This window comes from Pseudomonas sp. TE21394, from assembly GCF_054057835.1.
Genome location: NZ_JBSRZR010000001.1, coordinates 869,065 through 893,822, shown reverse-complemented (window position 1 = coordinate 893,822; position 24,758 = coordinate 869,065). Strand labels below are relative to the sequence as shown.

Here is a 24,758-nt window from a genome sequence, read left to right as displayed (position 1 = left end):
GACCGCCCTTGCAGCAGCGGCCTGGTGCCGCGAAAGGGCTGCGCAGCAGCCCCAGCGTTGCTACAAGCCGCCTCAGGCGTCCTGATAGCTCTCGATCGACGGGCAGGCGCAGACCAGGTTGCGGTCGCCGAACACGTTGTCGACCCGGCCGACCGGCGGCCAGTATTTGCCTTCCACCAGGCTCGGCAGCGGGTACACCGCCTGCTCGCGGCTGTAGCCGTGGGCCCATTCGCCAACCAGCTCGGCCGCTGTATGTGGCGCGTTCTTCAGCGGGTTGTCGTCCTTGTCCAGGCTACCATTCTCGACCGCGCGGATTTCTTCGCGGATCTGGATCATCGCGTCGCAGAAACGGTCCAGTTCTTCCTTGGACTCGCTTTCGGTCGGTTCGATCATCAACGTACCGGCCACCGGGAAGGACATGGTCGGGGCGTGGAAGCCGAAGTCGATCAGGCGCTTGGCCACATCGTCGACGCTGATGCCGCTGGTGTCCTTCAGCGGGCGCAGGTCGAGGATGCACTCGTGGGCCACTAGGCCATTGCCGCCGGTGTATAGAACAGGATAGTGCTCTTCCAGGCGGCGGGCGATGTAGTTGGCGTTGAGGATCGCCATCTGCGAGGCACGCTTGAGGCCGGCTCCGCCCATCATGCGAATGTACATCCAGGTGATCGGCAGGATGCTGGCGCTGCCGAACGGTGCGGCACAAACCGCGCCTGCGGTGTTGTCCAGCTGCGCGTGGCCGGGCAGGAACGGTGCCAGGTGCGACTTGACGCCGATCGGGCCGACGCCTGGGCCACCGCCACCGTGCGGGATGCAGAAGGTCTTGTGCAGGTTCAGGTGGGACACGTCGCCGCCGAACTTGCCCGGGGCGCACAGGCCGACCATGGCGTTCATGTTGGCACCGTCGATGTACACCTGGCCGCCGTTGTCGTGGATGATCGCGCAGATTTCGCCGATCGCTTCCTCGAACACGCCGTGGGTCGACGGGTAGGTGATCATGATTGCGGCGAGGCGCTCGCGGTGTTCGATGGCCTTGGCGCGCAGGTCCTCGACATCGACGTTGCCGCGGGCGTCACAGGCGGTGACCACCACGCGCATACCGGCCATGTGCGCGGTGGCCGGGTTGGTGCCGTGGGCCGACGACGGGATCAGACAGATGTCGCGGTGGCCTTCGCCGCGGCTGCGGTGGTAGGCGCGGATGGCCAGAAGCCCTGCGTACTCGCCCTGGGAGCCGGCGTTGGGCTGCAGCGACACGGCGTCATAACCGGTGGCGGCGCAGAGCATGGCCTCCAGTTCGCTGGTCATCTGCAGGTAGCCCTGGCTCTGCTCGGCTGGGGCGAACGGGTGCAGGTTGCCGAACTCGGCCCAGGTGACCGGGATCATTTCGCTGGCGGCGTTGAGTTTCATGGTGCACGAGCCCAGCGGGATCATGCTGCGGTCCAGCGCCAGGTCCTTGTCGGCCAGGCGGCGCAGGTAACGCATCAGCTCGGTTTCGCTGTGGTAGCGGTTGAACACCGGGTGCTGGAGGATGGCTGACTGGCGCAACAGCGCGGCAGGCAGCAGCGAGCCGGTGCTGTTGGCCAGGGCGTTGAAGTCTGGCTGGGCCTGGTCGCCGCCGAGCAACTGCCACAGGGCCTCGACATCGGCCTGGCTGCTGGTTTCGTCAAGCGACAGGCCGAGGTGCTCGGCGTCGATCTGGCGCAGGTTGATGCCTTGGGCGCGGGCCTTCTCATGCAGGCGGGCGGTGGCGTTGCCGGTGGCCAGGGTCAGGGTATCGAAGGCGCTGCCGCCGACTACTTGAAGGCCCAGTGCCTTCAGGCCGGCGGCGAGGATTGCGGTCAGCGCATGGGTGCGTTCGGCGATGCGCTTGAGGCCGGCCGGGCCGTGGTACACGGCGAACATGCTGGCGATGTTGGCCAGCAGCACCTGGGCGGTACAGATGTTGCTGGTGGCCTTCTCGCGGCGGATATGCTGTTCGCGGGTCTGCATGGCCAGGCGCAGGGCGGTCTTGCCGAAGCGGTCGATCGACACGCCGACCAGGCGGCCCGGCATGTCGCGCTTGAACGCATCGCGGGTGGCGAAGTAGGCCGCATGCGGGCCGCCGAAGCCCAGTGGCACGCCGAAGCGCTGGGCGCTACCGATGGCCACGTCGGCGTCGAACTCGCCCGGCGGGGTCAGCAGGGTCAGGGCCAGCAGGTCGGCGGCCACGGCGACCAGGGCATTGGCCGCGTGGAAGCGCTGCACCACCTCGCGGTAGTCGAACACTTCACCATTGCTGGCCGGGTATTGCAGCAGGGCGCCGAAGAACGCGCTGACATCACCCAGTTCGCGCTCGTCGCCGACCACGATCTCGATACCCAGCGGCTCGGCACGGGTGCGCAGCACGTCGAGGGTTTGCGGGTGGCAGTGCACCGAGGCGAAGAAGGCATGGCTGGCCTTGTTCTTCGACAGGCGCTTGCAGAAGGTCATGGCCTCGGCTGCGGCGGTGGCTTCGTCGAGCAGCGAGGCGTTGGCGATCGGCAGGCCGGTCAGGTCGCTGATCAGGGTCTGGAAGTTCAGCAGCGCTTCCAGACGGCCTTGGGAGATTTCTGGCTGATAGGGAGTGTAGGCGGTGTACCAGGCCGGGTTTTCCAGCAGGTTGCGCAGGATCGGGGCCGGGGTGTGGGTGTTGTAGTAGCCCTGGCCGATGTAGCTTTTGAACAGCTGGTTCTTGCCGGCAATGGCCTTGAGCGCAGCGAGCGCGTCGGCTTCGCTCTGGCCGTCGTGCGCGCCCAGCACGCTGGTGCCCTTGATGCTGTCGGGGATGACCGCGTCGGTCATGGCTTCCAGCGAGTCGAAGCCGAGGGCGGCCAGCATGGCCTGTTCGTCAGCGGCGCGCGGGCCGATGTGGCGGGCGATGAATTCGTTGGCGGTGCCGAGGTTGATGGTCATGGCGGGGTTCCTCAGGCGTCGTCGTTGGCTTTGATCAGGCGGTCGTAAGCGTCCTGGTCGAGCAGGGCGGAGATGGCGCTGGCATCGGCGGGAATGAAGCGGAAGAACCAGCCTTCACCCAGCGGGTCTTCGTTGACCAGTTCCGGGCTGTCTTCGAGCTGGTTGTTGATCTGCACCACTGCGCCGGTCAGCGGCATGTACACGCCGCTGGCGGCCTTGACCGACTCGACGGTGGAGGCTTCGCTGCCTTTCTCATACTGCTGCAACTCGGGCAGTTGCACGAAAACCACGTCGCCAAGGGCGTTCTGGGCGTAGGTGGTAATGCCCACGGTAACGCTGCCATCGGCTTCGACGCGCAGCCATTCGTGATCTTCAGTGAAACGCAACTCGCTCATGGGGAATCCTCGGGAAGCAGGGCGTTGGGCGCGGTGGCTCCGCGCTCTTGGGTTGGGATTCCCATAGCAATAATGCGGCCAATATCAAAAAAATCCTTATTAATCAATGTCTTGGTTGATCTAGATAGCCGATTCGCCATTTGTGTGTAACGAAAGCGCTACAGTAGGTCCGGCATGTAAAAGGGTTTGGGGATCAAACCCTTGCACAGCCGTACCTGTGTGCGGGTGTATCGATATAAGTACGCTGTAATGAAATGAATACATCAGTGGCTGCGCGTGACCAGGTCCTTCAGTGCTGGTTGCTCCAGCAGCCACTGCACGATGGCCTTGCTTCCTTCCGCCCCCGGATGCAGATGGTCGCCCGAGTCGTAGCTACCGTGCAGCCGCCCCGGATGCTGCGGATCACGCACAAGCGCATCGATATCCAGTACGGCGTCAAAACCACTTTCTTCGCGGATCCAGCGATTCAGGCGCTGGCGCAGGCGTTCTTTCTCTGGTTGATGGAACGCAGCGAATGGCGTGCCGGAGAAGGCGCCTTCGAACGGGCTCAGGGTCATGCCCAATACCCGGACGCCCTGTGCATGGGCCGCCTCGACCAGCCAGGTATAAGCGTTGATCAGGGCTTCATGGCTTGGCAGGCTGGATCCCGGGTCCACCACCGAGTCTGCCCAGCCCAGGTCATTCAATCCAACCTGAATGATCGCCAGGGCAACCCCGGGCTGGAGCAGCACATCGCGCTCGAAACGGCCCAGTACACTGATGCCGAGCCGATCGCGCAGGAGCCGTCCCCCGGATTGCCCGGCATTGATCAAGGCCAGCCCATGCGGGGCCAGGTGCCTGGCCAACAGATCGCTCCAGCACCCATGCGTGTTCTTTTCCAAACCATGGCCATTTACCAGCGAATCACCGATCACTGCCAACGCTTTGCCTTCGCCCTGGACTTCGACGGCATGGACCAGTATTCGCACATTCAAGGGCTGGGCATCGGCCAGGGCGAAGTTATTGTCGGTACGATCGCCAGGCTCGATGCTGCCGGTTTGACGGGGGTCCCAATGAAACGTCCTGACAGGGGTGGCTGCTGGCAGATGGATCGTGACCATCAGGTCCGCAAGGTCGGGGATGGTCAGCTCGAGTGGGTCACTGTGCAGGCGCTGGCCGGCTGCCAGGGTTGTCGATGATCGCCCGGAAAATGTGATCTCGCCCCAGGCGCCGGGATGGCCGTGGGCCTGCAGCGACAACCGGCAGCGACCGAGCATCAACGGGCTATCGCCATACTCGTTGGAGAACACCAGTCGCACGGCTTTGCCACCCCGACTGATGCGCATGGGCTGGCGCACGGTGCAGTTGCCGGTCACTACCGGGAGCTGGGTTGGAAACGGCAATTCGGCTCCCCAGGCAGGTTGAGCCGGGGCAGTCCAGGTAGACAGCCAGGGAACAGCGCCCGCGCTTGCGCGTGGGTCAGAAACAATGGAGGCAGACACAGAAGAAAATCCCTTTCGCAAAAGCTGGCACTCCGGCCAACGGTGCCGTATGCAACCGTGGCCAGAGGCTAATGCAGATGCAGTCAAAACGCTACTAGCTGGCGTGAAAGGTCACGCGGTCAACGCTGTCAGCACGCCTGCGTCGGCAGCAACGGCGATGGATGTCAGGTATTGCCCATAGCTGGTCTTTTTCAGTGCCGCAGCGCGTGCCAGCAATTGAGCCTGGTTGATCCAGCCATTCTGGAACGCGATCTCCTCCAGGCATGCCACTTTGAGCCCCTGGCGGCTTTCGATAGCCTGGACGAAATTGCCGGCCTCTAGCAACGACTCATGGGTACCTGTGTCGAGCCACGCGAAGCCACGGCCGAGTACATTGACATTCAGCGTGCCCTGTTCCAGGTAGGCATTGTTGATGTCGGTGATTTCAAGTTCGCCGCGGGCCGACGGTTTGACCTGCGCTGCAATCTCCAGGACTTTGTTGTCGTAGAAGTACAGGCCGGTAACCGCGTAGTTGGACTTCGGTACCCGGGGCTTTTCCTCGATGCTGATGGCCTTGCCGTTGTTGTCGAACTCGACGACACCAAAGTGTTGCGGTTCAGCCACGTAATAGCCGAACACGGTCGCGCCATGCTCGCGGCTGGCCGCCTGACGCAAGGTGCTACCGAACTGGCTGCCATAGAATATGTTGTCGCCCAACACCAGGCACACGTTGTCGTCGCCGACGAACTCCTTGCCGATGATGAACGCCTGGGCCAGCCCGTCTGGTGAAGGTTGCTCGGCATAACTGATCTGCACGCCGAACTGGCTACCATCACCCAGCATGCGCTGGAAGCCCGGCAAGTCGTTGGGTGTGGAGATCACCAGTATCTCGTTGATGCCGGCGAGCATCAGTACGGACAGTGGGTAGTAGATCATCGGCTTGTCGTAGATCGGCAACGATTGCTTGGACACTCCCAGGGTTATCGGATGCAAGCGTGTGCCCGATCCACCGGCCAGCAGGATGCCTTTGTACTTGGTCTGGTTCATGAAACAGCTCCCTTGAAACATGAGTGAGATGTGAAAAATCAGGCAGCGCTTCCGAGTCGCTCCAGGCGGTAGGCGCCATTGAGCACCCGCTGCCACCAGCCGCGGTTCTCCAGGTACCACTGGACGGTTTTGCGCAGACCGGTCTCGAAGGTTTCCTGTGGCACCCAGCCCAGCTCGTCGGCAATCTTGCCGGCGTCGATTGCATAGCGCTGGTCGTGCCCCGGGCGGTCGCTGACAAACTCGATCAGGTCGCTGTAGGCCTTTACGCCCTCCGGTTTGTCGGGGTGCAGCTCCTCCAGCAGGGCGCAGATGCCGAGTACCACATCCAGGTTGCGTCGCTCGTTATGACCGCCGATGTTGTAGGTCTGGCCGACGACGCCCCGGGTCAGGACGGTATGCAAGGCACGGGCGTGGTCCTCGACGTGCAACCAGTCGCGGACCTGCGCGCCGTTGCCGTATACCGGCAGCGGTTTGCCGTGCAGGGCGTTGAGGATGATGTGCGGAATCAGCTTCTCGGGAAAATGACAGGGGCCGTAGTTGTTCGAGCAATTGGTCACCAACACCGGCAAACCGTAAGTGCGTCCCCAGGCGCGGACCAGGTGGTCGCTGCCAGCCTTGCTCGCCGAGTAGGGCGAGCTGGGCGCGTAGGGAGTGTCCTCGGTGAAGTAGTCGTCGGTGCCTTCCAGGTCACCGAAGACCTCGTCGGTGGAAATGTGGTGGAAGCGGAACGCCAGGCGGGCGTCGGGCTCCAGGCCGTTCCAGTAGGCCCGCGTGGCTTCCAGCAGTGTCGCTGTTCCAAGCACGTTGGTTCGCACGAACGCCTCGGGCCCTTCAATGGAGCGATCGACATGCGATTCTGCTGCCAGGTGCATGACAGCCTGAGGCTGGAAGTCACTGAAAATCCGCTGCAGCTGGGCTTTGTCGCAGATGTCGGCCTGGTAGAAGCGATAGCGCTCGGAGCTGGCAATGCTGGCCAACGATTCAAGGTTGCCGGCATAGGTCAGTGCATCGACGTTGGCCACATGGCAATCGGTATGTTCGATCAGGTGACGAACCACGGCGGAGCCGATGAAGCCCGCACCGCCAGTAATCAAGATTTTCACGCAAGCACTCCTGTGATGATTATTACGAATCCGTTCGGCGGGCTCAGTTGACCAACGCGACCCAGTACTTGCTGAGCGCTCCCCGGAGGATCAGCAGTGACTGGATGCAGGTGAAGCTTTCATCGGTGGTGGCCGAGGTCGTGTTCAGCGGCCCGAATCCGCCATCTTGCTTCTGATGCCGTGAGATCCAGGCCTCGATGCCCTGTATGTCCCGTGGGCGCGCATCGAGCAGGTACAAGGCGGCAATCGCCATGTAGCTACCGACCAGGCTGACTGCCTTGCCCGGGCGGTAGAGGAAGGCCCCATGCGGTTGTTGCAGCCCCTGCAGCCATGCCACGGTGCTGGCGGCGTCGACCAGTTCGTGGTCCAGCGCGTGCAGCAAGGACACGGCACGATAGGTGGAGAATGTGTCCGGCGGGTTGCCTGGCCGGTTGGCAAAGCCACCGTCGCCGTGGCGGCAAGCGAGAATGAAGCCCAGCAGTGCTTGCGGCTTGGCCGCTTCGGCGCCCAGGACATGCAGCGACAGTGCGGCCAGGTTGCTGTGCCAGATATCCGACTGGTAGCCCGGCACATTGCCGAAGCCCCCATCGTCCTGCTGGCAGCGCTGCAGGTAGGCCACGCAGGCCGGCCTCGACAGCGGCTCGCTGCCCAGCAGGCGCAGGGAAATCACGGCGCAATAGGTGGCGAATACATCACTGAGCTGACCGGGTTGCTCGGCAAAACCACCGTCTGCGTTCTGCGATGCCTGGATGCAAGCGATCAGGCTGGCCTTGTCGTCGATTGCCGCTTTCAGTGCGTACAGGTCGGAAATCACATGCAAGGCGGAGAAGACCTGCCAGCAACGGTCAGCGCGGAAGCCCTGCGGGGCCATTTCTGCGGTCAGCCCGTACGGAACAGCCAGTGACGCCCGCGCTTGGCGCAGCCACTCGAAGTAAGCCGGCAAGTTCACATTCAGCTCCGGCAATGGGCCAAGATGCGGCTGCTCCAGTCGACTGCGGTTGTTCACCCTGCGCAGTGAGCCGAGGTCCACTTCGTGCGGCGCGGCTGCCGGCGGCAGATTCGCAGCGTGCCTATGCAGTGCGCCAAGGCAGGCCAGTTGCCCCTCAAGGCTCTTGATATGCAGCGGCAGATACGAAAGGTTGCCGATGTGGAACACACCTAGCTGACGGGGAGGGGCCCAGAACTGACGAATGAACGGCACGGTCGGATCGACTGGGGTCGACCAGAAATACCCTTTTCCAAGGAAGAAACCACCGTGGTAGCTGTCATGGAAATCCGCCATCGCCTTGAGCAATTGCTCGCGTCGTTGCTGGCTTTCACGCGGCCTGGCCAGTTCCACGGCCTCGAGCAGCAACGCCACATCCAGGCTGGTCTTGATCGGGAATGGTGACTCGTTGCGCTTGAATGAGGTCAGCCAGTCAGCACCCACGCGCTGGTCGTAACGGATGCGGTCCCAGTAGCCGCCATAGGTGTGATCGTGCAAACGCTCGAAGGTGTCATCGAGCAGCATGCAGGCCAGTTGCAGCATTTCCTGGTGGCTGTTGCCCCGTGCCCAGCGTGCCAGTGCCGAGGCAGCCCGGGCGCGGCTGGCCGTCTGGCGCAGAGCGCCCGCCCCCAGGCCATTGAGCTCGGCGCGCACTTCGTCTTCAAGCTTCCATACATGCTGCTGCAAGTGCGCAGGCAGAGGGGCCTCGGTTTTGCAGTTGCACAGGCTGCACAGCAGGTTCACTGCGGCAATGTCCAGCTCGATCGGCATGTGGCTATCGATCACCGTCCCCCAGTCACTGGCCAGGACACCACCGAGCAGATGGCCGTCGTACACCTGCTGAAAGCGCTGCAGAATGCCTTCGCTGACCTGCTGCAGCGGTGCGCTGTCATGCCGCTGGCGGCGGAACTCCAGCAGCGCCCGCAAGGCGTCGAACTGCAAGGCCAGGGTCCTGCACCGCCCGGAGCCGTGGGCGTTCCATTGCCGGTCGCTGAGTTCGGTAAACCCCTGGTGCTCGGCATCGTGCAGATCGAGCAACCCGGCCAGCGCGAACTCGGCCTGCCAGGTATCGCCGTGCTGAGCGAAGAACAGGGTGGCAGCCACCTGGTCCTCCAGGCGTTTGTCACTGCTGATACGCAATGTGCCGGTCGCGTCCGTGATGGCGAGAAAGCCACCTGCTTCCTTATCCATCAAGGCTTCAGCCAAGAAGGCAGATGAGGTGCTGTGCATGGCACCCTCCTTTGAAAAATGCTGTGGATGTTCTCGCTTAGTGCGTCAGGCTGAGGATCCGGCTGGCGGCCCGCTGAGCGCCAAGCCCGTCAGGGGCGGCAACGCGCTGGTGGGCGCCGAAATAGCTGGGGACGTCAGTGTCCTTGTCCAGTTCGGCATCGATCAGTCCGGCAATGGCGGTGGCCTCGCAACCGAGATAGGTCGGGAAACCGAGGCGTGCCAGGCGGTCAAGGGCTTCGGCTTCGTGGTACTCGGATTTCGACGGCAGCACGAACAGGGTCGGAATGCGCAGTGCAGCGATTTCGGTGACCGTGATCCAGCCTGGCGCCGATACCAGCAGGCTGGCCTCACGCAGCAAACCCATCCAGTCGGGGTAGTAAGGCACGCTGATGAGGCCTTCCCGCGGGGCGATGTCCTGGCGACCCAATAGCACCATCTTCAGCTCGGGGCGCACGGTGCGCAGTTGTTCGAATGCTTCCAGGTAGGCGTTGAGCAGGTTCTGCTTGCTCTCGGCGAACATGGTGGTGCCGCTGATGGACGCGACGATGAACGGCCCGTCGCCCAGGCCTAGGTCAGCCCGCACAGTGGAGGCGTTGGTCTGGGTGAAGTCACGAATCATCGGGCCGACAAAGTGCGCCTTGCCCTCCAGCAGCGCGCTGGCCACCGGTGTGCCGTTATCCATTTCAGGAATGTAGGGTTTGTCGGTGAGCACCAGCTGGCTCTGCTCGATCATCCATGAGAACTGTTTGTGCAATGCGGTGCGCGCACGCTTGAGATCTTCGGCATTGAGCTCGAAGCCGCCTTCGCTCAGATCCTGATCGGTCAGTTGGCACAGGGTGAAGTCGTATCGCTCGGTGACGAATACAAAAGGCGTGCGACTGAAGATGGCCGCCAGGCAGGCCGCCATGTTGAAGTCGGAAATGACCACCCGAGGCTTGTGTTCTTCGATGATTGCCAGGTAGGCCAGCATGCGCTCACTGGACAGGAAGGTGTTGGAGATGTACCCGGCGATGTAGCTACCCCAGTCGAGCTGACGCGACAGATTGCTCTTTTTCGAATAGTCCATGAGTTGTCCGGCAACATCGATCACTTCAATGCCGGAACTTTCGAACATCGGGGTGAACACATCCTGCAACGAGGCCAGGGCGACCTTCATTTCGAGGTCCGGGTTGTAATTGCGCAGGGCCCGTCCAATCGACAGCACGCGCATGTTATGACCAGAACCGGTGGGGGCGGGGGCGAACAGGATCATGCGACTTCCTCTTTGAGTTGAATGACGCCTTTAACGACAGAATTTGCGGGTACATCGCGGATGACGACGGCATAGGGTTCCACCCTCACGCCGTCGCCGAGGGAAACGGGACCGACGATCAGAGCGCCAGTGCCGATGTCGCAACGCTTGCCGATGCGGATCGGCGCGGCCTGCCAGGGCAGCGACCGAAACCGATGATCATGGGATGAGGAAACCAGGGTGACCTGGTCGCCGAGCCGGCTTTGGTCGCCAATGCTGACACCGCCGGCACCCTCGATGACGACCCCGCGCCCGAGCACTGTCCGCTGGCCAAGCGTGATGCCACCGAATTCGTGTATGCCCCCATGCCGGCTACTGCGTCCGATCAATATGCAGCCCATGCCAACCTGCACCGCAGAGCCACCGGAAAGCTCGGCGTCGATCAGCGAGTGCTCGCCGAAATGCCAGGAGTCAAGTTGCGGATTGAGCTGGTGGATACGGTTCAGCGTGCAGGATTCGGGATCGAGAAAAGAGGGCAACCCGTCACGCTGGCGCTTCAGCACTTTCTGCAGGACGGGAGCGGGGTCTGGCCAGCCGTCTTCATTTACCTGCCGGCGGGCGATGACCCGGGCGGGCCGGCCTACGACGATGCAGTCCTGTTCGACGTGCTCGGTGACCAATGCCCCCGCGGCCACCACGGCACCGGCACCAATGCGAACGCCTGGTGCAAGGGTTGCCCGAGCGCCGATCCAGGCACCTTGACCAATATGGATCGGGTGTTCGTAGGTACCTCGTGCAATGACCCCTGAGGCCAGCATGCCGCGATCGGCCACGTCCAGGTATTCGAGCTGGCAGTTGAAGCCGATGAAGCAGCCTTGCCCCAGTGCCACTGTCTGCAACCGGTTGCCGGCGCGGACCCAGGTCGCATCGCCAATGCTGCTATCGGGTGATACATGCGTCCTTGTTTCGACAAGCCATGTCGTCTGCATCACACACTCCTTGCGTGTACAGATTCAGCCCCGCCACTGACTGGGCGGGAACGTGCGTCTGTGTCCTGTTTACTGCGTCCTGTCAGCGGCCAGGCTGAATGCGAGGGGTAAGCAGGCGGCCGTTGAACAGAATTAATGTACTAGTCATTTCGTACTGTTCGCACATCCTAGTACAGACATATTTGCTAGGCAATACGTTTTCTGTGCCGCCTGTTAAAAAAATTGCCGGCCAGAAATGCGCACTAAATGGTTTCAAAATTGTGGATCTGTAGAGCAAATGGTAGGGAAGGCGCGGCGACGCCAGGACGAGGCCGGCCACATGGGTGGCCGGTATCAAACAAAATATACGGGAAATGATGGCCACTTGCTGGCCTGGCAGGGCGTCAGTGCGCGGTCGGATAGGGGACGATCTTGTCCCAGGTGCCCATGGCATGACTCGCCACTTTTTCCAGGGTGTCGCGTGGCGAACCGTCGCGTGCCACCATTGCCATACCGCGCTGGACGATGCCGTAGTAGTGGGCCACGCTCTCGCAATCGACATGTTGGCCGATCTCGCGACTGGCCTGGCCGAGGCGCAAACGGTTCTTGAGCATTTCGAACGGCTTGCATCGCAGCACTTTCAGCCCCACCCGAAGATTGGGCAGCGGCGACTTCAAGTCGGTCTGGGTAACGAAGCAACCGTGTGGGCGATCTTCCCGGGTCAGGATTCTCGCTGTTGCCAGCAAGACGGCCTGGATTGAATCTTGCGCCCGTTCATACTTGTACAGCTCGCTCCAGATTTCCTCGCCAACCGTCGACCAGTAGAGCTCCAGGGCCTCGAGAAACAGATCCTCCTTGGAACCGAAGGCGGCGTAGAGACTGGGAGACTTGATCTTCATGGCGGTCATCAGCTCGTTCAGCGATGTCCCGTCGTATCCTTTGTCCCAGAACAACAACATGGCCTGGACCAGCGCCTGATGACGATCAAACTCCCGAGGTCTTCCTCGACCACTCATATCTACCTCTCCATTCTCACAGCGGATGGGGCCGTAACCCGAGCGGTTGCGCGCCCTGTTCCGTCATGTCCATTCAAGTACACCTGGAGCCGGCACACCTTGTACCGCGTGGGCTGGCCAGGCATTAACTGAACTGCAACACAAAAAGACTTGAATTGTACTAATACATCCGTACAATCAATAATACGCGCCAGCCTCCAGGGTTCGTCAACCCTGGCTTACAAACTGTCAGAAATGGCGCACATTCATGATTGCCAAAGGTTTTTTCGCACGGATAGCTACCCACTGGAGCGTATCAACAATGGATGTTGCCACTTACAGAAATGCCATGGCGCGACTCGGCGGCGCCGTATCGATCATCAGCACGGACGGCCCTGGTGGCCGCCACGGTTTCACGGCCTCGGCAGTCTGCAGTGTCACCGATACCCCGCCGATGCTTCTGGTATGCATGAATAACCAGTCTCGCCAGCGCAGCAGTTTCGAAGAGAACGGTGTGCTATGCGTAAACGTTCTGCGTGGTGATCAGCAAAGCCTGTCGAGTGTGTTCGCCGACCGGAACCTCGACATGGAGCAGCGCTTTCTCGCCACTCGCTGGACTACCGGCGCGAGCGGTGCACCGCGGATGGACGAGGCGCTGGTGTGCTTCGATTGCCGGATCAGCGAAATACACACTGTCGGTAGCCACAGCATCTTCTACTGCGAGGTCCTGGGTATCGACAGTGCCCAGCATCCGGAAGGCCTGATCTATTTTGACCGGGCTTATCACCGGGTTGCCGTGGCCCAGCCCACCGCTTGAGTTGATCGGGAGCACGCGTTATGGACGACCTCTGGACTACGAGGCCGCTACCTGGCCTTTCCGACGACCAACGGCAATGGCTATCGGCACCGGGCTCCCTGACCTTGCGCCTGAAAGCGCTGGGGCAGTTCAGCCTGGACCTGGTCGGGCAATCGGTAGTGAGTGCGGAACCGAGTGATGCATGTGCCTTGGGCGTTGCCCAAGGGGAGGCGGTTTGGCTCCGCGAAGTGGCGTTGCGCGTCGATGGCGAGGTCATGGTTTGCGCACGCAGTTTCACTCCCCTGCAGGCCAGTCAGCCGGCCTGGCCGGAGCTGGCAGGCCTGGGTGATCAGCCACTGGGAAGCATGCTGTACAGCTCGCCAGAGATCCATCGCGAAGCCTTCGAGTGCCAACGCCCGCAAGCCGATTCGCCGTTGTCGCGCCTCGCGCAGCGGCTAGGCCAGCCCGGCCGTGGCCTGCTGGCTCGCAGGTCGCGCTTCATGCGCGGTGGCAAGCCCCTGCTGATTGCAGAGTGCTTCGTTCCGCAGTTCTGGGGCCTTGTGCAACAAGGCAGCGCGCCCTTCAAATTGGCTATTTGAACCGGGCGCGCGCCTTGCGGCGGTGAGCGGGGTGCGAATCAGGCTTCTTCCAGGCGCATTTCGTTTTCACGAATGACTTGCGCGGTATACGGATCATTGGCCACGGCTTCGAGCAGCGAAGTCAGCAGGCCAGGGAAACGCGTTTCCAGGTCATCCCGGCGAATCGACAGCAAGTTCTCCCGGCCATAGGGGCGTTGCCAGATCACACCGCTGTCGCGCAAGACGCGCCAGTGGTGGGTCATGGTCGACTTGGACGCACCCTTGAGAATTTGCCCACAAGGGTGCTCTTCACCATCGGAAAGAACCTTCAGTACGGTCAGGCGCAACGGATTGCCGAGCGCTGTCAGGACGTTTTCCAAGCGAATCTGTTCAATGCTGGGATGGTTGGCAGTGTACATGCGATTACCTCAATTGATTTACAGGGATCACTTGGCCTGAGGCACGATTGCCATCTGGTCCAGCAACTTCCCTGTAGCGATCAGGCGCGCTTCCATCTCGCGCTCTTGGAAATCAGAAATCCGAGCCTGGCAGTACCCAGGAGGATGACAATCTACCCATTACCCTGGGCCATCATTCGATAGCTGCTTGCACTCGGGACATGGATTGTTTGTTAGTACGAGCAGTGTGGAACTATATACCAATTTGCCGGGTTTCGTGAGCCGGATGGGATGAACGTGCTATGAAAATGACAAAAGCTCAACGCAGATGAGCTTTTAAAACAACAGGTTGGCGTGCAGCGGGGCAGGTGAAGGGCAATTATTTCAAACTGTGAAGCCGGCACCAAGGACTGACCCAGGTGCCGGAAGGCGCGTTCATTGAGCGTTCGAAGTTGCCGGTTGGTAACCACCACCAAGGGCCGTTACCAGTCCTACCGCCGAGTCGATCTGCTTGCTGCTCAGCAAGGCCAGGCGCAGCTCGTCCTCGATCAGTTGTTCTTCGATGTTGAGCGAATCGAGAAAGTTGTTCTCGCCGATTTCAAACCGCTCTACGGCCAGGTCGAAGGACGATTGGGCCGTGTCGCGGGCAGTGCGCTGCAGGCCTATCTGCCGATTGACGGCCTGCAGCTCGGTCACCGACGTGGCTACCTGATGCAACGCCGCATTCAGGGCGGTGTTGTAGCTGGCAATTGCCATATCCAGGTCGGCATTGCTCTGCTTGAGGCTGGCCCGTAGGCGGCCGGCGTCGAACAGCGGCACTGTCACGGTCGGCGTGATGTTCCAGAAGCGGCTGACCGTGTCGTTGAAACTGTCGCCGGACAGGGCATGCACACCACCGGCGGCACGCAGGTTGATGTTGGGGTAGAAGCGGGTCTTGACCGAAGCCACCGTAAGGGTCTGGGCTTCGACACGCCAGCGGGCCGCAACGATATCCGGACGCCGCCCCAGCAGTTCCGCGGGCAGGTTTTCAGGCAGCGCCGCGTCATCGCTTTTCAGCGGTCTGGGCCGCACGATATCACGGGCACCGTCGACCCCTGAGCCGAGCAAGGCCGAAAGCTGCAGGCGGGCGATTTCCATGTTGCTACGGGCACCCAGCAGGCTCGCTTCGGCGCGTGCTACCAGACCATCGACACGTTGCAGCTGGGATTTGTTGTCCAGGCCATTGTTGAAGCGATCACTGGTCAGCCCCTGCAGGCGTCGCAGGCGCTTGAGATCACGTTCGCTCAGGTCCACCACATCCCAGGCATAAGCCAGCTGGTTGTAGGCTTTGACGACATTGGCTGCCAGCAGCAGACGCGCTGATTGCAGTTCGACTTCCGCAGCCTTGGCCTGGCTGACCGAGGCCTCCCACGCGCTGCGCTTGCCCCCCCACAGATCGAGGTCGTAATCGAATGTCACGCCCAGGCTGCGCACAGTGATGTAGCGATTCCCCTGGCCGTCGAAATCTTCGCTGCGCGACAGCCGCGAGCGCGAGACACCACCCGAAGCGTCGAGCTGCGGGGCCTGGTCCGCGTCGTAATAGGCCTGCAAGGCATTGGCCTTGTCAGCCCGAGCCTGCACTTCCTGAAGCCCTGGATTGTGATTCCAGGCTTTGGCTACCAGGCTGTCCAGCTGGGCATCGCCGTAGCGCTGCCACCAGTTGTCAGTCGGCCATGGCGCGGTCGGCAGCCGCGCGTCGGCCAAGGATGCAGAAGGTGCCCCCTCGGGGGTCAGCAAGTGCTGACGATGGTCGATGCCGGCGTAATTCACGCAACCACTGGCGACCATCGCGGCCAGCAGCGGCAGCGGCAGTACATAGCGTGTCTTTTTCAACATGGGATTATCCTCGCGCCGCGGCATCGATGGCCTGGCTGTCGTCAGCCGTGACGGGCAGCGCCTTGGGCTGCCTGGCGGAACTGAGCAAGCTGTAGACCGTTGGCAGGATGAACAGGGTGAACAATGTGCCGATCAACATGCCCACGACAATGACCAGGCCCAGACCGAAGCGGCTGTTGGCGCCCGCGCCGGTCGCGAAGATCAGCGGAGCGAGGCCCACTACCATGGCGGCGGTGGTCATCAGGATCGGTCGCAGGCGCACCTCGGCCGCATGGCGGATGGCTTCCAGCTTGCCCATGCCGTGGTGTAGCTGCAGTTCGTTGGCAAACGCCACCATGAGGATGCCATGTTTGCTGATCAGGCCGATCAGCGTGATCAGGCCGATCTGGGTATAGATGTTCAGCGAGGTGTAGCCCAGCGCCAGCGGCAACAGTGCCCCACAGATCGACAATGGTACGCTGATCAGGATGATGAACGGATCGATGAAGCTCTCGTACTGGACGGCCAACACCAGGTAGATGATCACCAGGGCGAAGGCGAAGGTCAGCATCAAGGTGTTGCCTTCCTGCACGTATTGCCGGGTGTCGGACTGCCAGTCATAGGTGTAGCCAGCCGGGAACCCCCTGGCCTGCTCGCTGAGGAAGGCCACGGCGTCGCCCAGCGTCACGCCAGGCATCGGAATTGCCTGCAACGTCGCGGCGTTCTGCTGGTTGAACTGAGGGCGCAGGTTGGGCTCGACCTTCACCTTGATCGTGGCCAGGGTGGAAAGCGGTACCAGGTTGCCGTGCTGATCCTTGACGTAGTAGCGGTTGAGCGCCTCTGGCGTCAGGCGGTCCTGCGGTAGCGCTTGCGGAATCACATCATAGGAACGGCCATGGTAGGCAAAACGGTTGATGTATTTCTCGCCGATCAGGCTGTTGAGGGTCTTGCCGATATCGCTCATGCGGATACCCATGGCGTTGGCCTTCGCCCTGTCGACCTGCACCTCGACCACCGGGTTGTTGAAGTCCAGGTCGCTGTCGACCACCGCGAACAGACCGCTGCTGCGGGCGCTGCTCTTGAGCTTGTCCATTACCTCGAACAACGACTGGTAGTCCTGATCACTGCGCACGACCATCTGCACGGGAAGGCCGCCCGTGGATCCCGGTAGCGGCGGCATCTGGAAGACGAAGATGCTGGTGCCCTCGATCTGGCTAACCCGCTGCTGCAGCAATGGCTGGATCTGGTTGGCGCTGCGTTCGCGTTGCTGCCAGTCCACCAGGTTGATGCCGCCAACGCTGTTGGAAATACCGTCGGTGCCGTTGGCCACCCAATCGCTGTAGCCTTCGGGGAATTCCTGGAATACCTCGTGGAGCTTTCGGGAGAACGCTTCGACGTAGTTGATGTTGGCATGTTGCGGCGCCTTGATGGCGGTCAGCAGGATATTCTGGTCCTCCATCGGTGCCAGTTCGCTCTGCGCCGACTTGTACAGCACCGGCAGGCTGAAAAAGATCACCAAGGCGATGGCCAGGCTGATCCAGCGGCGGGATAACGACATTCCCAGCAACTTGCCGTAGCGGTCAGCCAGCCAGTTGAAGAACGTTTCTGCCTTGTGCGCCATGTAGCCTTCGCTCGACTTGGAATCGAGCAGACGGGTACTCATGATCGGCGACAGTGTGAGCGCTACGATACCGGACACCACCACCGAGCCGGCGAGGGTCAGCGCGAACTCCTTGAACAGTGTTCCGGTCAAGCCGCCCATGAGGCCGATCGGGGCATATACCGCAGCCAGGGTGAATGTCATCGCCACCACCGGCCCGGCCACCTCGCGGGCACCGAGCAAAGCCGCCTCGAAGGGTGTCTTGCCCTCCTCGATGTGGCGGTGGACGTTCTCCACCACGACGATGGCGTCATCCACCACCAGACCGATGGCCAGCACCATTGCCAGCAGCGTCAGCAGGTTCAGGCTGAAGCCGAACATCTGCATCAGCACGGCGGCACCGAGCATCGACAACGGAATGGTTACCAGGGGGATCAGCACCGTGCGGAAAGTGCCCAGGCACAGGTAGATGACCAGGACGACGATGACCAGCGCTTCGATCAGGGTATGGGTGACCTCGTCGATGGACGACTGGATGAAGTGAGCCACCTCGAACGGGATCTGCACCTTGACGCCTGGCGGCAGGGTCTTCTCGATCTCGGGGATCAGGGCCTTGACCGCATTGACGATGGTCAGCGGGTTGCCAGTAGGCGCCGCATCGAGACCCAGGAACATGGCCGGCACCGCGCTCATGGCGCCGCTGGTGTCGAACGAGGCTGCGTTGAGCTCGACGGTGCCGACGTCCCGCACACGAATGAGGTTGCCATTGTCGTTGCGCAGGACCATGTTCTTGAAGTCGTCGACGCTGGTCAGATCGGTGTTGACCCGCAGGTTGCTGACCACGTACAGGCCCTTGACCTGACCTGGAGCGGCCTGGAAGTTGTTTTCCCGGATCGCGTCAGCCACGTCCTGGCCGGTGATGCCATAGCCCGCCAGCAGATCGGGGTCGAGCCACAGGCGCATGGACAGGGTTTGCCCACCCAGTACATTGATCTTGGCCACCCCATCGATACCCGAGAACATCGGCTCGACTACTCGCGAAATGTAGTCGGCCACCTCGGGCATGGACAGTTGTTCGCTGGAAAACGCCACGTAGGCGACGCTGGTGAAACCGCCCGAGGTACGCTCGATCACGGGGTCATAGGCTTCTTCGGGCAGCTTGTAGCGGATCTGGTTGACCTTGGCCATCACCTCGGTCAGCGCGTTGATCGAGTTGCTGTTGAGCTGCATGCGCACAGTCACCAGGCTCTTGCCCTGGGTCGAAGTGGACGACAGGTAGTCGATACCCTCGACCGAGGCCACGGCCTGACTGATCGGCTGTGTCACGAAACCCTGCATCAGTTCCGACGAGGCGCCTGGATACTGGGTAGTGATGGTGATAGTGGAGGTTTCCAGCATCGGGTACTGACGTACCGGAAGCTTGTTGAAAGCCATGATCCCGAACAGCAGGATCAGCGTGCTGACCACCAGGGCCAGGACCGGCCGGCGCAGGAAAACATCAGTGAAGTGCATGGTCGTTCCTCAGCGCTGGACGTTCAGGCGCACGGTGTCGGTTACCGGCTCGATAGCGACACCGTCCTGCAGTTTGATTTGCCCGGAGGTCACCACCTCGTCACCGGCCTGCAGCCCCTTGAGCACTACCGCCAGGCCATCCCTGCGCTCGCCGATGCTGATGTTCTTGCGTCGCACCTTCTTCAGGCCGTCTTCGGTGTAGGTGACGAACACGCTTTCGCCATAGGCGTTGTAGGTAATCGCGGTCTCGGGAATGACCAGCTCGTCCTTGCCTGGCAACTGCACTTTCACCTTGGCGTACATGCCGGGCCGCAGTTTGTCCTGATGCTTGTCGAGCAAGGCCTGAACCCGAATGACATGGGAATTGTTGACCTGCGGATCGATGGCGCCGATCACCCCTTCGAACTTCTCGTCGCCCCATGCATCGACGGTCACTTCCACATGCTGGCCCTTGACGATACTGGCGCTGTCACGCTCGGAAACGGTGAAGTTGACCCGCAGCCGGTCAAGATCGGTCAGCGTGGCCAGTGGCCGGCCCGCCTGCACGTAATCGCCCAGGTGAACCTGGCGGATGCCCAGCTCCCCGGAAAACGGTGCACGGATGGTCTTCTGCGCGATCTGGGCCTGCATGTTCTCCAGGTTGCCTTTGGCGGCATCGAACTGGGCACGGGCGCTGTCCAGTGCCCGCTGGCTCTCGGCGCCGTTTCGCGCCAGAGTCTGCAGACGGGTGTAATGGGTTCTGGCGGCATCGAATTCGCCGCGCAAACGGGTCAGTTCACCCTCTTCGGGCGATGTATTGAGCTTGACCACCACATTGCCGGCCTTGACCTTGTCACCCGAGTCGAAGGCCAGCGCGACCACCTGGCCACTGACTTCCGCCGTCAACAGCACCTGCTGGCTCGCTTCGATCTGACCGATGGCGACCTGATAATAGGTGTAAGGCACCTGTTTGACCTGCGCCAGTGCCGCCGGTACCAGTACGGGGGCAGGCGCCGGCTCTTCTCCATGAGCCATGTAGCGCAGCGTGAAGCCTCCCAGTACGGCAAGTGTCACCACCGATGCCGTTACCTTTCCGAGATAGTGTTTCGCACGCATGACTTACCCCCTGTCGCCTGGGACGGCGACCTCCTGGAAATTCAACATTCAAGAAACTCCAACCTGCATCAGTCCTGGCCCGGCCGGCCTGGCCGGGAGCTGCTTGACTGACTGTCAGTAATTCGCGACCACGGTCGCGATCAATAGATCTTGCTGGTCTGTGCCTTGCCCAGATACAGCTTGCCCAGGCCGAAGAGGTTCAACGGCGAGAGGACAAAATGCTTGGAACCGACATGGATGTCGCGAAGGCAGCGTTCCAGTTCGCATGCTTTGTAGACCGCCTTGGAGCCGGTCAGCCCGTGCAGTTGGTTCACCGCATTGACGGCGTACTCGTTGAGGAGCGATCCGGCCAGTGCGACGCGGACGTTGAGGCCATCACCATCAGCCTGCTCGGCCTGTGTGATGGCATCCTCTAGCAACAGTTGCGCGGTGTGCAGCTGCGCCAGCACGATACCGGTCTTCTCGCTGGTCAGTGCCGCCACGCCTTCATCGCCCGGCAGGGTGCGCTCGTCACGGAAATACGCCAGGGCGGCCTTGGCCACGCCAAGCACGGTGCCCATCGCGGCGATCGTGCCGAAGTCGTAGTACCCCACCTTGTAGGCCAGGGAGTCACGAGGCGCTGGCGCCTTTCTCAGTGCCTCGGTGTTGACGCAGTAGTGCGCCGGAACCCAGACATTGCTGCATTCGAAATGATTGCTGCCCGTTCCCCGCATGCCCAGTACGTCCCAGGTCTTGATGATGCGGCAGTCGCTGCGTGGTACGAAGAACATGCGCACCTGGGGCTCCGTGCCATCGGCAACTTCCTGGTGGAGTGTTGCCGTGCACACTAACCAGTCAGCATGTGCCGAACCGCTGGCAAAACCCCACTTGCCGCTGACCCGGTAACCACCGTCCACCGCGATCGCCTCGCCACCGGAATGGATCGCACCGACGACGAAGCCATTGCAGGAACTGTAGATTTCACGAGCCGCCTGCTCTGGCAGGTAATCGGCGAGCCGCCCCATGGCGACCTGCACCATGACCTGCCACGAGACCGAGGCGTCAATTGCAGCAAGACGCTGGATAATTTGCGAGATGACGCGCATGTCCAGCTGCTGGCCACCAAACGCCTTGCTGACGCACAGGCGGGAAAAGCCCAGCTTGAACAGCTCGGCCATCACCTCGGGGTGGGTTTCACCTTGCACTTCGGCGTAATCACGGTGCTGCAGAATCAGCGGCCGGACCGCTTCGATACGCGCCATCCATTCTTCTGCCTCGGCAGGCAGGTCACGCCACTGCATCAATGTCTTCATGTTCAGCTCCTTGCTGTGAGGGATGAAACCTTGGGTCCGTATCGACATCGAACAAGGCCAATGTACGCATACAGTCGTACTGTTGCAAGTCTTTCGTACAGTCCTTCTGTAAACGGCGTTTTCGAATGACATTGGTGTGATCGAGGCGCAGAACACGGTGAACCGTCGGTTCACGCAGGCAATTGGCGAATATATGTAAGGCTTTGCATAGAAAGGGCACGGTGCAATGCACCGTGCCTGTGGCAGGCTTCAGCGCTCGTCGAAAGGTATTCCGCCCTTGGCCTTGTCGCCAGGTGGTGCTTCCACGATCTGCACTACCACGTGCTCGCGGGCTATCTCGAAGCTGCTCGCGACGGCCTCGGTCACCGAGCGCAGCAGATGCTTCTTCTGCTGTTCGGAACGGCCTGCGGTTGCGTAAACAATGACCTCTGGCATGACGTATCTCCTTTGTCCGGCTATCCATGAGTGTCGCGGCGAGGCGCCGGCGACGTGATGATCATACGCCCGGGAAAAGGAGTTGAACAGTTCGCGTACATGCGTACAATCGAAAAAAACGTTAGCCCTGGAGGCAAGGATGCAATTCGGAATCTACAGTGTCGGCGATGTGACCCGCGACCCCAGCACCGGTCGTACCCCGAGCGAGGCTGAAAGGCTGCAGGCCATGGTCCGCATAGCACTCAAGGCCGAAGAGATCGGCCTCGACGTGTTCGCGACAGGGGAGCACCATAACCCGCCATTCGTGACGTCGTCGCCCACCACGCTTCTGGCCTTCATTGCCGCGCAGACTTCGCGGCTGATCCTTTCCACCTCGACCACGCTGATCACCACCAACGACCCGGTGCGCCTGGCAGAGGAATATGCCGTGCTGCAGCATCTCTCGGGCGGGCGCATGGACCTGATGCTGGGGCGCGGCAACACGGCGCAGGTCTACCCCTGGTTCGACAAGGACATCATGCAGGCGCTGCCGCTGGCGCTGGAGAACTACGACCTGCTGCACCGCCTATGGCGCGAGGAAGAAATTGACTGGGAAGGGCGTTTTCGCGCACCGCTTCGTCGTTTCACGTCCATTCCCCGCCCACTGGATGGGCTGCCGCCGTTCGTCTGGCATGGTTCGATTCGCACACCGGAAATCGCAGAACAGGCGGCGCGCTATGGGGACGGCTTTTTTGCCAGCCATATCCTCTGGCCAAAAGGTCATTTCCAACGCCTGGTCGCGTTCTACCGCTCGCGCTACGCCTACCACGGCCACGGTACGGAGCAGGACGCTATCGTCGGCCTCGGGGGGCACATCTTCGTCAACCGTCAGTCCCAGGTCGCACGCGAGCGTTTTCGTCCGTTCTTCGACAACGCACCGGTGTATGGCCACGGTCCATCGCTGGAAGGATTCATGGAACAGACGCCATTGTCGGTCGGCAGCCCTCAGGAGATCATCGACAAGACCTTGACTTTCCGCGAGCAGTTCGGCGATTACCAACGGCAACTGTTCCTGTTCGACCATGCCGGTATCCCACTGCCCGAGGTGCTGGACATGCTTGAGCTTTTCGGTAGCGAGATCCTTCCGGTGCTGCGCCGTGAAACAGCCAGGGCACGGGACTCCAGAGCAGCCCCGGCGCCGACTCATGCGGGGCGCCTGGCAAGCACGACCACGCCCCAGTAGTGCTTGCCGTTGCGGCTTCGGCGAGAGCAGCCTTGCGCCATGGGAAAGGGCAGAAAAGCATTCGATCAAGCCTTGCCCGGTATTCCATATTTACGCAGGCGCTGGGCAATGGCGGTATGTGAGGTTTGCAGGCGCCCGGCCAGTTGTCGCGTCGAGGGGTAGCTGGCGTACAGGCGTTGCAACAACTCGCGCTCGAAATCGGCCACGGCCTGTTCCAGGCTCGCCACTTCGCCATCCTGTCCGCGGGCTACCGAGGTGCCGGCGATGTCCAGGTCGCCGATATCCACCAGGTTGCCCTCGCAGATGGCCGCAGCGCGGAAGATCACGTTCTGCAGCTGGCGCACATTGCCTGGCCAAGGGTTGGCCAGCAATGCGGAATGGGTGGCCGGGGTCAGCCGGCAGGGCGGGCGCTGGATCTGCGTGCAGGCCTGCTGCATGAAGAAATGCGCCAGCATCAGGATATCCTGGCCACGGTCGCGCAGCGGTGGCACCTGCAGGTTGAGCACGTTGAGGCGGTAGAACAGGTCTTCGCGGAAGCTGCCTTCGGCGACCATGCGTTCCAGGTCACGGTGGGTGGCGCTGATGATGCGTACGTCCACCTTGACTTCACGGTCGCCGCCCACCCGGCGGAAACTGCCATCGCTGAGAAAACGCAGCAGCTTGGCCTGCAGGTACGGCGACATCTCGCCGATTTCATCGAGAAACACCGTGCCCTGGTTGGCCAGCTCCATCAGCCCGGGCTTGCCCCCTCGTTGCGCGCCGGTGAAGGCGCCCGGGGCATAGCCGAACAGTTCGCTCTCGGCCAGGCTTTCGGGCAGCGCGGCACAGTTCAGCGCCAGGAAAGGCGCTGCGTGGCGACTGCTGATGGCGTGGCAGGCGCGGGCTACCAGCTCTTTGCCGGTGCCGGTTTCGCCGTGCACCAACAGCGGCGCATCGAGCGCCGCCACGCGCAAGGCACGGGCCTTCAGGGTGCGGATCGCCGACGATTCGCCAAGCAACGCATCGAAGCCCTCGGCATGGTCGTGGTGCAGGGCCGACAGGCGTTCACCCATGCGCGTGGGCGGGTACAGCGTCAGCAGGCCACCGGCGTTGGTGATCGGCGTGGCATCCAGCAGCAGGCTCTGGCCGTTTAGCTGCATCTCGCGCATGGGCAGGTGGAAGTTGTTGTCCTGCAGCGCCTGCAGCAGTGCCGGGTCGCCGAACAGCTCATCCACCGAACGCCCTGCGGATTCGCGGCCGCACAATTCGATCAGCGCCGGGTTGGCCAGCAGCACCTTGCCGGCACTGTCCACGGCCAGTACCGGGTCGCTCATCGCCGCCAGCAGGGCATCGAGCTGCAGGTGGCGGCGTTGCCCAGGGAGAATGTCGACCACATCCACCGACTGCACGCCCTGGACCTCGAACAGTGCGTCGTGCAGTTCTTCGAGTACGGCGGGGCTGAGGGTGGGGGCGTCGATGTAGACGTTCGGCGGGACCATCTCCACGGCGTCCAGGTTGAGGTTGCGGGCACCGAGCAGGGCGAGTACTTCCTGGGTGATGCCGACGCGGTCGATGAAGCTGACGTGGATGCGCATGGGGAGCTGCGGTGGTGGCTGGGGAGGGGGGTAGTATGCCCTAACATCGCCGGGGCCGCA

At 61.8% G+C, this 24,758-nt stretch carries 19 protein-coding genes; 3 read left to right on the top strand and 16 right to left on the bottom strand.

The features are described 5' to 3' along the window. Window positions 1-72: 72 nt before the first annotated feature. The 9 genes from gcvP to ACVWZT_RS04040 all read right to left on the bottom strand — a co-directional run bounded on the left by gcvP (window position 73) and on the right by ACVWZT_RS04040 (window position 12,363). Window positions 73-2,928 carry an aminomethyl-transferring glycine dehydrogenase gene (gcvP, locus tag ACVWZT_RS04080; RefSeq protein WP_457468282.1) on the bottom strand — a complete coding sequence of 952 codons (2,856 nt, stop codon included), beginning with the start codon at window positions 2,926-2,928 and terminating at the stop codon, window positions 73-75. An 11-nt stretch (window positions 2,929-2,939) separates the two neighbouring features. Next, a complete protein-coding gene (gcvH, locus tag ACVWZT_RS04075) occupies window positions 2,940-3,323 on the bottom strand; it encodes a glycine cleavage system protein GcvH (protein ID WP_457468280.1) in 384 nt (127 codons plus the stop codon). Window positions 3,324-3,586: 263 nt separating this feature from the next. Further along, window positions 3,587-4,705 carry an SGNH/GDSL hydrolase family protein gene (locus ACVWZT_RS04070; protein WP_457468278.1) on the bottom strand — a complete coding sequence of 373 codons (1,119 nt, stop codon included), beginning with the start codon at window positions 4,703-4,705 and terminating at the stop codon, window positions 3,587-3,589. A gap of 210 nt (window positions 4,706-4,915) precedes the next feature. Further along, window positions 4,916-5,830: a glucose-1-phosphate thymidylyltransferase RfbA gene (rfbA, locus tag ACVWZT_RS04065; protein WP_457468276.1), complete on the bottom strand. Its 915-nt coding sequence runs from the start codon at window positions 5,828-5,830 to the stop codon at window positions 4,916-4,918. A gap of 38 nt (window positions 5,831-5,868) precedes the next feature. Further along, window positions 5,869-6,933, bottom strand: coding sequence for a dTDP-glucose 4,6-dehydratase (rfbB, locus tag ACVWZT_RS04060; protein ID WP_296231051.1), 1,065 nt, complete (start codon window positions 6,931-6,933; stop codon window positions 5,869-5,871). Between the two features lie 43 nt (window positions 6,934-6,976). Continuing rightward, on the bottom strand, window positions 6,977-9,109 hold the full coding sequence (locus ACVWZT_RS04055) for a prenyltransferase/squalene oxidase repeat-containing protein (RefSeq protein WP_457468274.1): 2,133 nt from the start codon (window positions 9,107-9,109) through the stop codon (window positions 6,977-6,979). 76 nt (window positions 9,110-9,185) lie between these two features. Next, entirely contained in the window at window positions 9,186-10,400 is a 1,215-nt protein-coding gene (locus ACVWZT_RS04050) for a glycosyltransferase family protein (RefSeq protein ID WP_296231047.1), read from the bottom strand. Further along, on the bottom strand, window positions 10,397-11,368 hold the full coding sequence (locus ACVWZT_RS04045; protein WP_457468272.1) for a DapH/DapD/GlmU-related protein: 972 nt from the start codon (window positions 11,366-11,368) through the stop codon (window positions 10,397-10,399). Before ACVWZT_RS04045 ends, ACVWZT_RS04050 begins: the two co-directional genes overlap by 4 nt. A 383-nt stretch (window positions 11,369-11,751) precedes the next feature. Next, window positions 11,752-12,363: a TetR/AcrR family transcriptional regulator gene (locus tag ACVWZT_RS04040; protein WP_296231044.1), complete on the bottom strand. Its 612-nt coding sequence runs from the start codon at window positions 12,361-12,363 to the stop codon at window positions 11,752-11,754. 328 nt (window positions 12,364-12,691) lie between these two features. Here ACVWZT_RS04040 and ACVWZT_RS04035 point away from each other — a divergent pair, with 328 nt between their 5' ends. Together ACVWZT_RS04035 and ACVWZT_RS04030 are read left to right on the top strand one after the other, a co-directional pair. Next, a complete protein-coding gene (locus ACVWZT_RS04035; RefSeq protein ID WP_457468270.1) occupies window positions 12,692-13,159 on the top strand; it encodes a flavin reductase in 468 nt (155 codons plus the stop codon). 20 nt (window positions 13,160-13,179) lie between these two features. Continuing rightward, entirely contained in the window at window positions 13,180-13,737 is a 558-nt protein-coding gene (locus tag ACVWZT_RS04030; RefSeq protein WP_296231043.1) for a chorismate--pyruvate lyase family protein, read from the top strand. 38 nt (window positions 13,738-13,775) lie between these two features. Here the strand turns inward: ACVWZT_RS04030 and ACVWZT_RS04025 are convergent, their stop codons facing one another. The 6 genes from ACVWZT_RS04025 to ACVWZT_RS04000 form a co-directional block, all read right to left on the bottom strand. Then, window positions 13,776-14,135 carry an ArsR/SmtB family transcription factor gene (locus tag ACVWZT_RS04025; RefSeq protein WP_296231042.1) on the bottom strand — a complete coding sequence of 120 codons (360 nt, stop codon included), beginning with the start codon at window positions 14,133-14,135 and terminating at the stop codon, window positions 13,776-13,778. Window positions 14,136-14,549: 414 nt separating this feature from the next. Continuing rightward, window positions 14,550-15,989: an efflux transporter outer membrane subunit gene (locus ACVWZT_RS04020; protein ID WP_457468269.1), complete on the bottom strand. Its 1,440-nt coding sequence runs from the start codon at window positions 15,987-15,989 to the stop codon at window positions 14,550-14,552. Between the two features lie 4 nt (window positions 15,990-15,993). Further along, a complete protein-coding gene (locus ACVWZT_RS04015; protein ID WP_296231039.1) occupies window positions 15,994-19,080 on the bottom strand; it encodes a MexW/MexI family multidrug efflux RND transporter permease subunit in 3,087 nt (1,028 codons plus the stop codon). A gap of 9 nt (window positions 19,081-19,089) precedes the next feature. Beyond that, window positions 19,090-20,175, bottom strand: coding sequence for an efflux RND transporter periplasmic adaptor subunit (locus ACVWZT_RS04010; RefSeq protein WP_296231037.1), 1,086 nt, complete (start codon window positions 20,173-20,175; stop codon window positions 19,090-19,092). Window positions 20,176-20,315: 140 nt separating this feature from the next. Beyond that, a complete protein-coding gene (locus ACVWZT_RS04005) occupies window positions 20,316-21,467 on the bottom strand; it encodes an acyl-CoA dehydrogenase family protein (protein WP_296231036.1) in 1,152 nt (383 codons plus the stop codon). A gap of 249 nt (window positions 21,468-21,716) precedes the next feature. Then, window positions 21,717-21,902 carry a tautomerase family protein gene (locus ACVWZT_RS04000; protein ID WP_349679067.1) on the bottom strand — a complete coding sequence of 62 codons (186 nt, stop codon included), beginning with the start codon at window positions 21,900-21,902 and terminating at the stop codon, window positions 21,717-21,719. Between the two features lie 139 nt (window positions 21,903-22,041). Here ACVWZT_RS04000 and ACVWZT_RS03995 point away from each other — a divergent pair, with 139 nt between their 5' ends. Further along, window positions 22,042-23,124 carry a CE1758 family FMN-dependent luciferase-like monooxygenase gene (locus tag ACVWZT_RS03995; protein WP_457468266.1) on the top strand — a complete coding sequence of 361 codons (1,083 nt, stop codon included), beginning with the start codon at window positions 22,042-22,044 and terminating at the stop codon, window positions 23,122-23,124. Window positions 23,125-23,189: 65 nt separating this feature from the next. Here the strand turns inward: ACVWZT_RS03995 and ACVWZT_RS03990 are convergent, their stop codons facing one another. Then, window positions 23,190-24,698 carry a sigma-54-dependent transcriptional regulator gene (locus ACVWZT_RS03990; protein WP_457468265.1) on the bottom strand — a complete coding sequence of 503 codons (1,509 nt, stop codon included), beginning with the start codon at window positions 24,696-24,698 and terminating at the stop codon, window positions 23,190-23,192. Between the last annotated feature and the right edge of the window lie 60 nt (window positions 24,699-24,758).

Bases quoted from the DNA above. Each gene is read 5' to 3' on its own strand.
- rfbA (WP_457468276.1), bottom strand. From the start codon at position 5,830: ATGAACCAGACCAAGTACAAAGGCATCCTGCTGGCCGGTGGATCGGGC.
- ACVWZT_RS04035 (WP_457468270.1), top strand. From the start codon at position 12,692: ATGGCGCGACTCGGCGGCGCCGTATCGATCATCAGCACGGACGGCCCT.
- ACVWZT_RS04005 (WP_296231036.1), bottom strand. From the start codon at position 21,467: ATGAAGACATTGATGCAGTGGCGTGACCTGCCTGCCGAGGCAGAAGAA.
- gcvP (WP_457468282.1), bottom strand. From the start codon at position 2,928: ATGACCATCAACCTCGGCACCGCCAACGAATTCATCGCCCGCCACATC.
- ACVWZT_RS04050 (WP_296231047.1), bottom strand. From the start codon at position 10,400: ATGATCCTGTTCGCCCCCGCCCCCACCGGTTCTGGTCATAACATGCGC.
- ACVWZT_RS04025 (WP_296231042.1), bottom strand. From the start codon at position 14,135: ATGTACACTGCCAACCATCCCAGCATTGAACAGATTCGCTTGGAAAAC.
- ACVWZT_RS04015 (WP_296231039.1), bottom strand. From the start codon at position 19,080: ATGCACTTCACTGATGTTTTCCTGCGCCGGCCGGTCCTGGCCCTGGTG.
- ACVWZT_RS04020 (WP_457468269.1), bottom strand. From the start codon at position 15,989: ATGTTGAAAAAGACACGCTATGTACTGCCGCTGCCGCTGCTGGCCGCG.
- ACVWZT_RS04030 (WP_296231043.1), top strand. From the start codon at position 13,180: ATGGACGACCTCTGGACTACGAGGCCGCTACCTGGCCTTTCCGACGAC.
- ACVWZT_RS04040 (WP_296231044.1), bottom strand. From the start codon at position 12,363: ATGAGTGGTCGAGGAAGACCTCGGGAGTTTGATCGTCATCAGGCGCTG.
- gcvH (WP_457468280.1), bottom strand. From the start codon at position 3,323: ATGAGCGAGTTGCGTTTCACTGAAGATCACGAATGGCTGCGCGTCGAA.
- ACVWZT_RS04045 (WP_457468272.1), bottom strand. From the start codon at position 11,368: ATGCAGACGACATGGCTTGTCGAAACAAGGACGCATGTATCACCCGAT.
- ACVWZT_RS04000 (WP_349679067.1), bottom strand. From the start codon at position 21,902: ATGCCAGAGGTCATTGTTTACGCAACCGCAGGCCGTTCCGAACAGCAG.
- ACVWZT_RS03995 (WP_457468266.1), top strand. From the start codon at position 22,042: ATGCAATTCGGAATCTACAGTGTCGGCGATGTGACCCGCGACCCCAGC.
- ACVWZT_RS04010 (WP_296231037.1), bottom strand. From the start codon at position 20,175: ATGCGTGCGAAACACTATCTCGGAAAGGTAACGGCATCGGTGGTGACA.
- ACVWZT_RS04055 (WP_457468274.1), bottom strand. From the start codon at position 9,109: ATGGATAAGGAAGCAGGTGGCTTTCTCGCCATCACGGACGCGACCGGC.
- ACVWZT_RS03990 (WP_457468265.1), bottom strand. From the start codon at position 24,698: ATGCGCATCCACGTCAGCTTCATCGACCGCGTCGGCATCACCCAGGAA.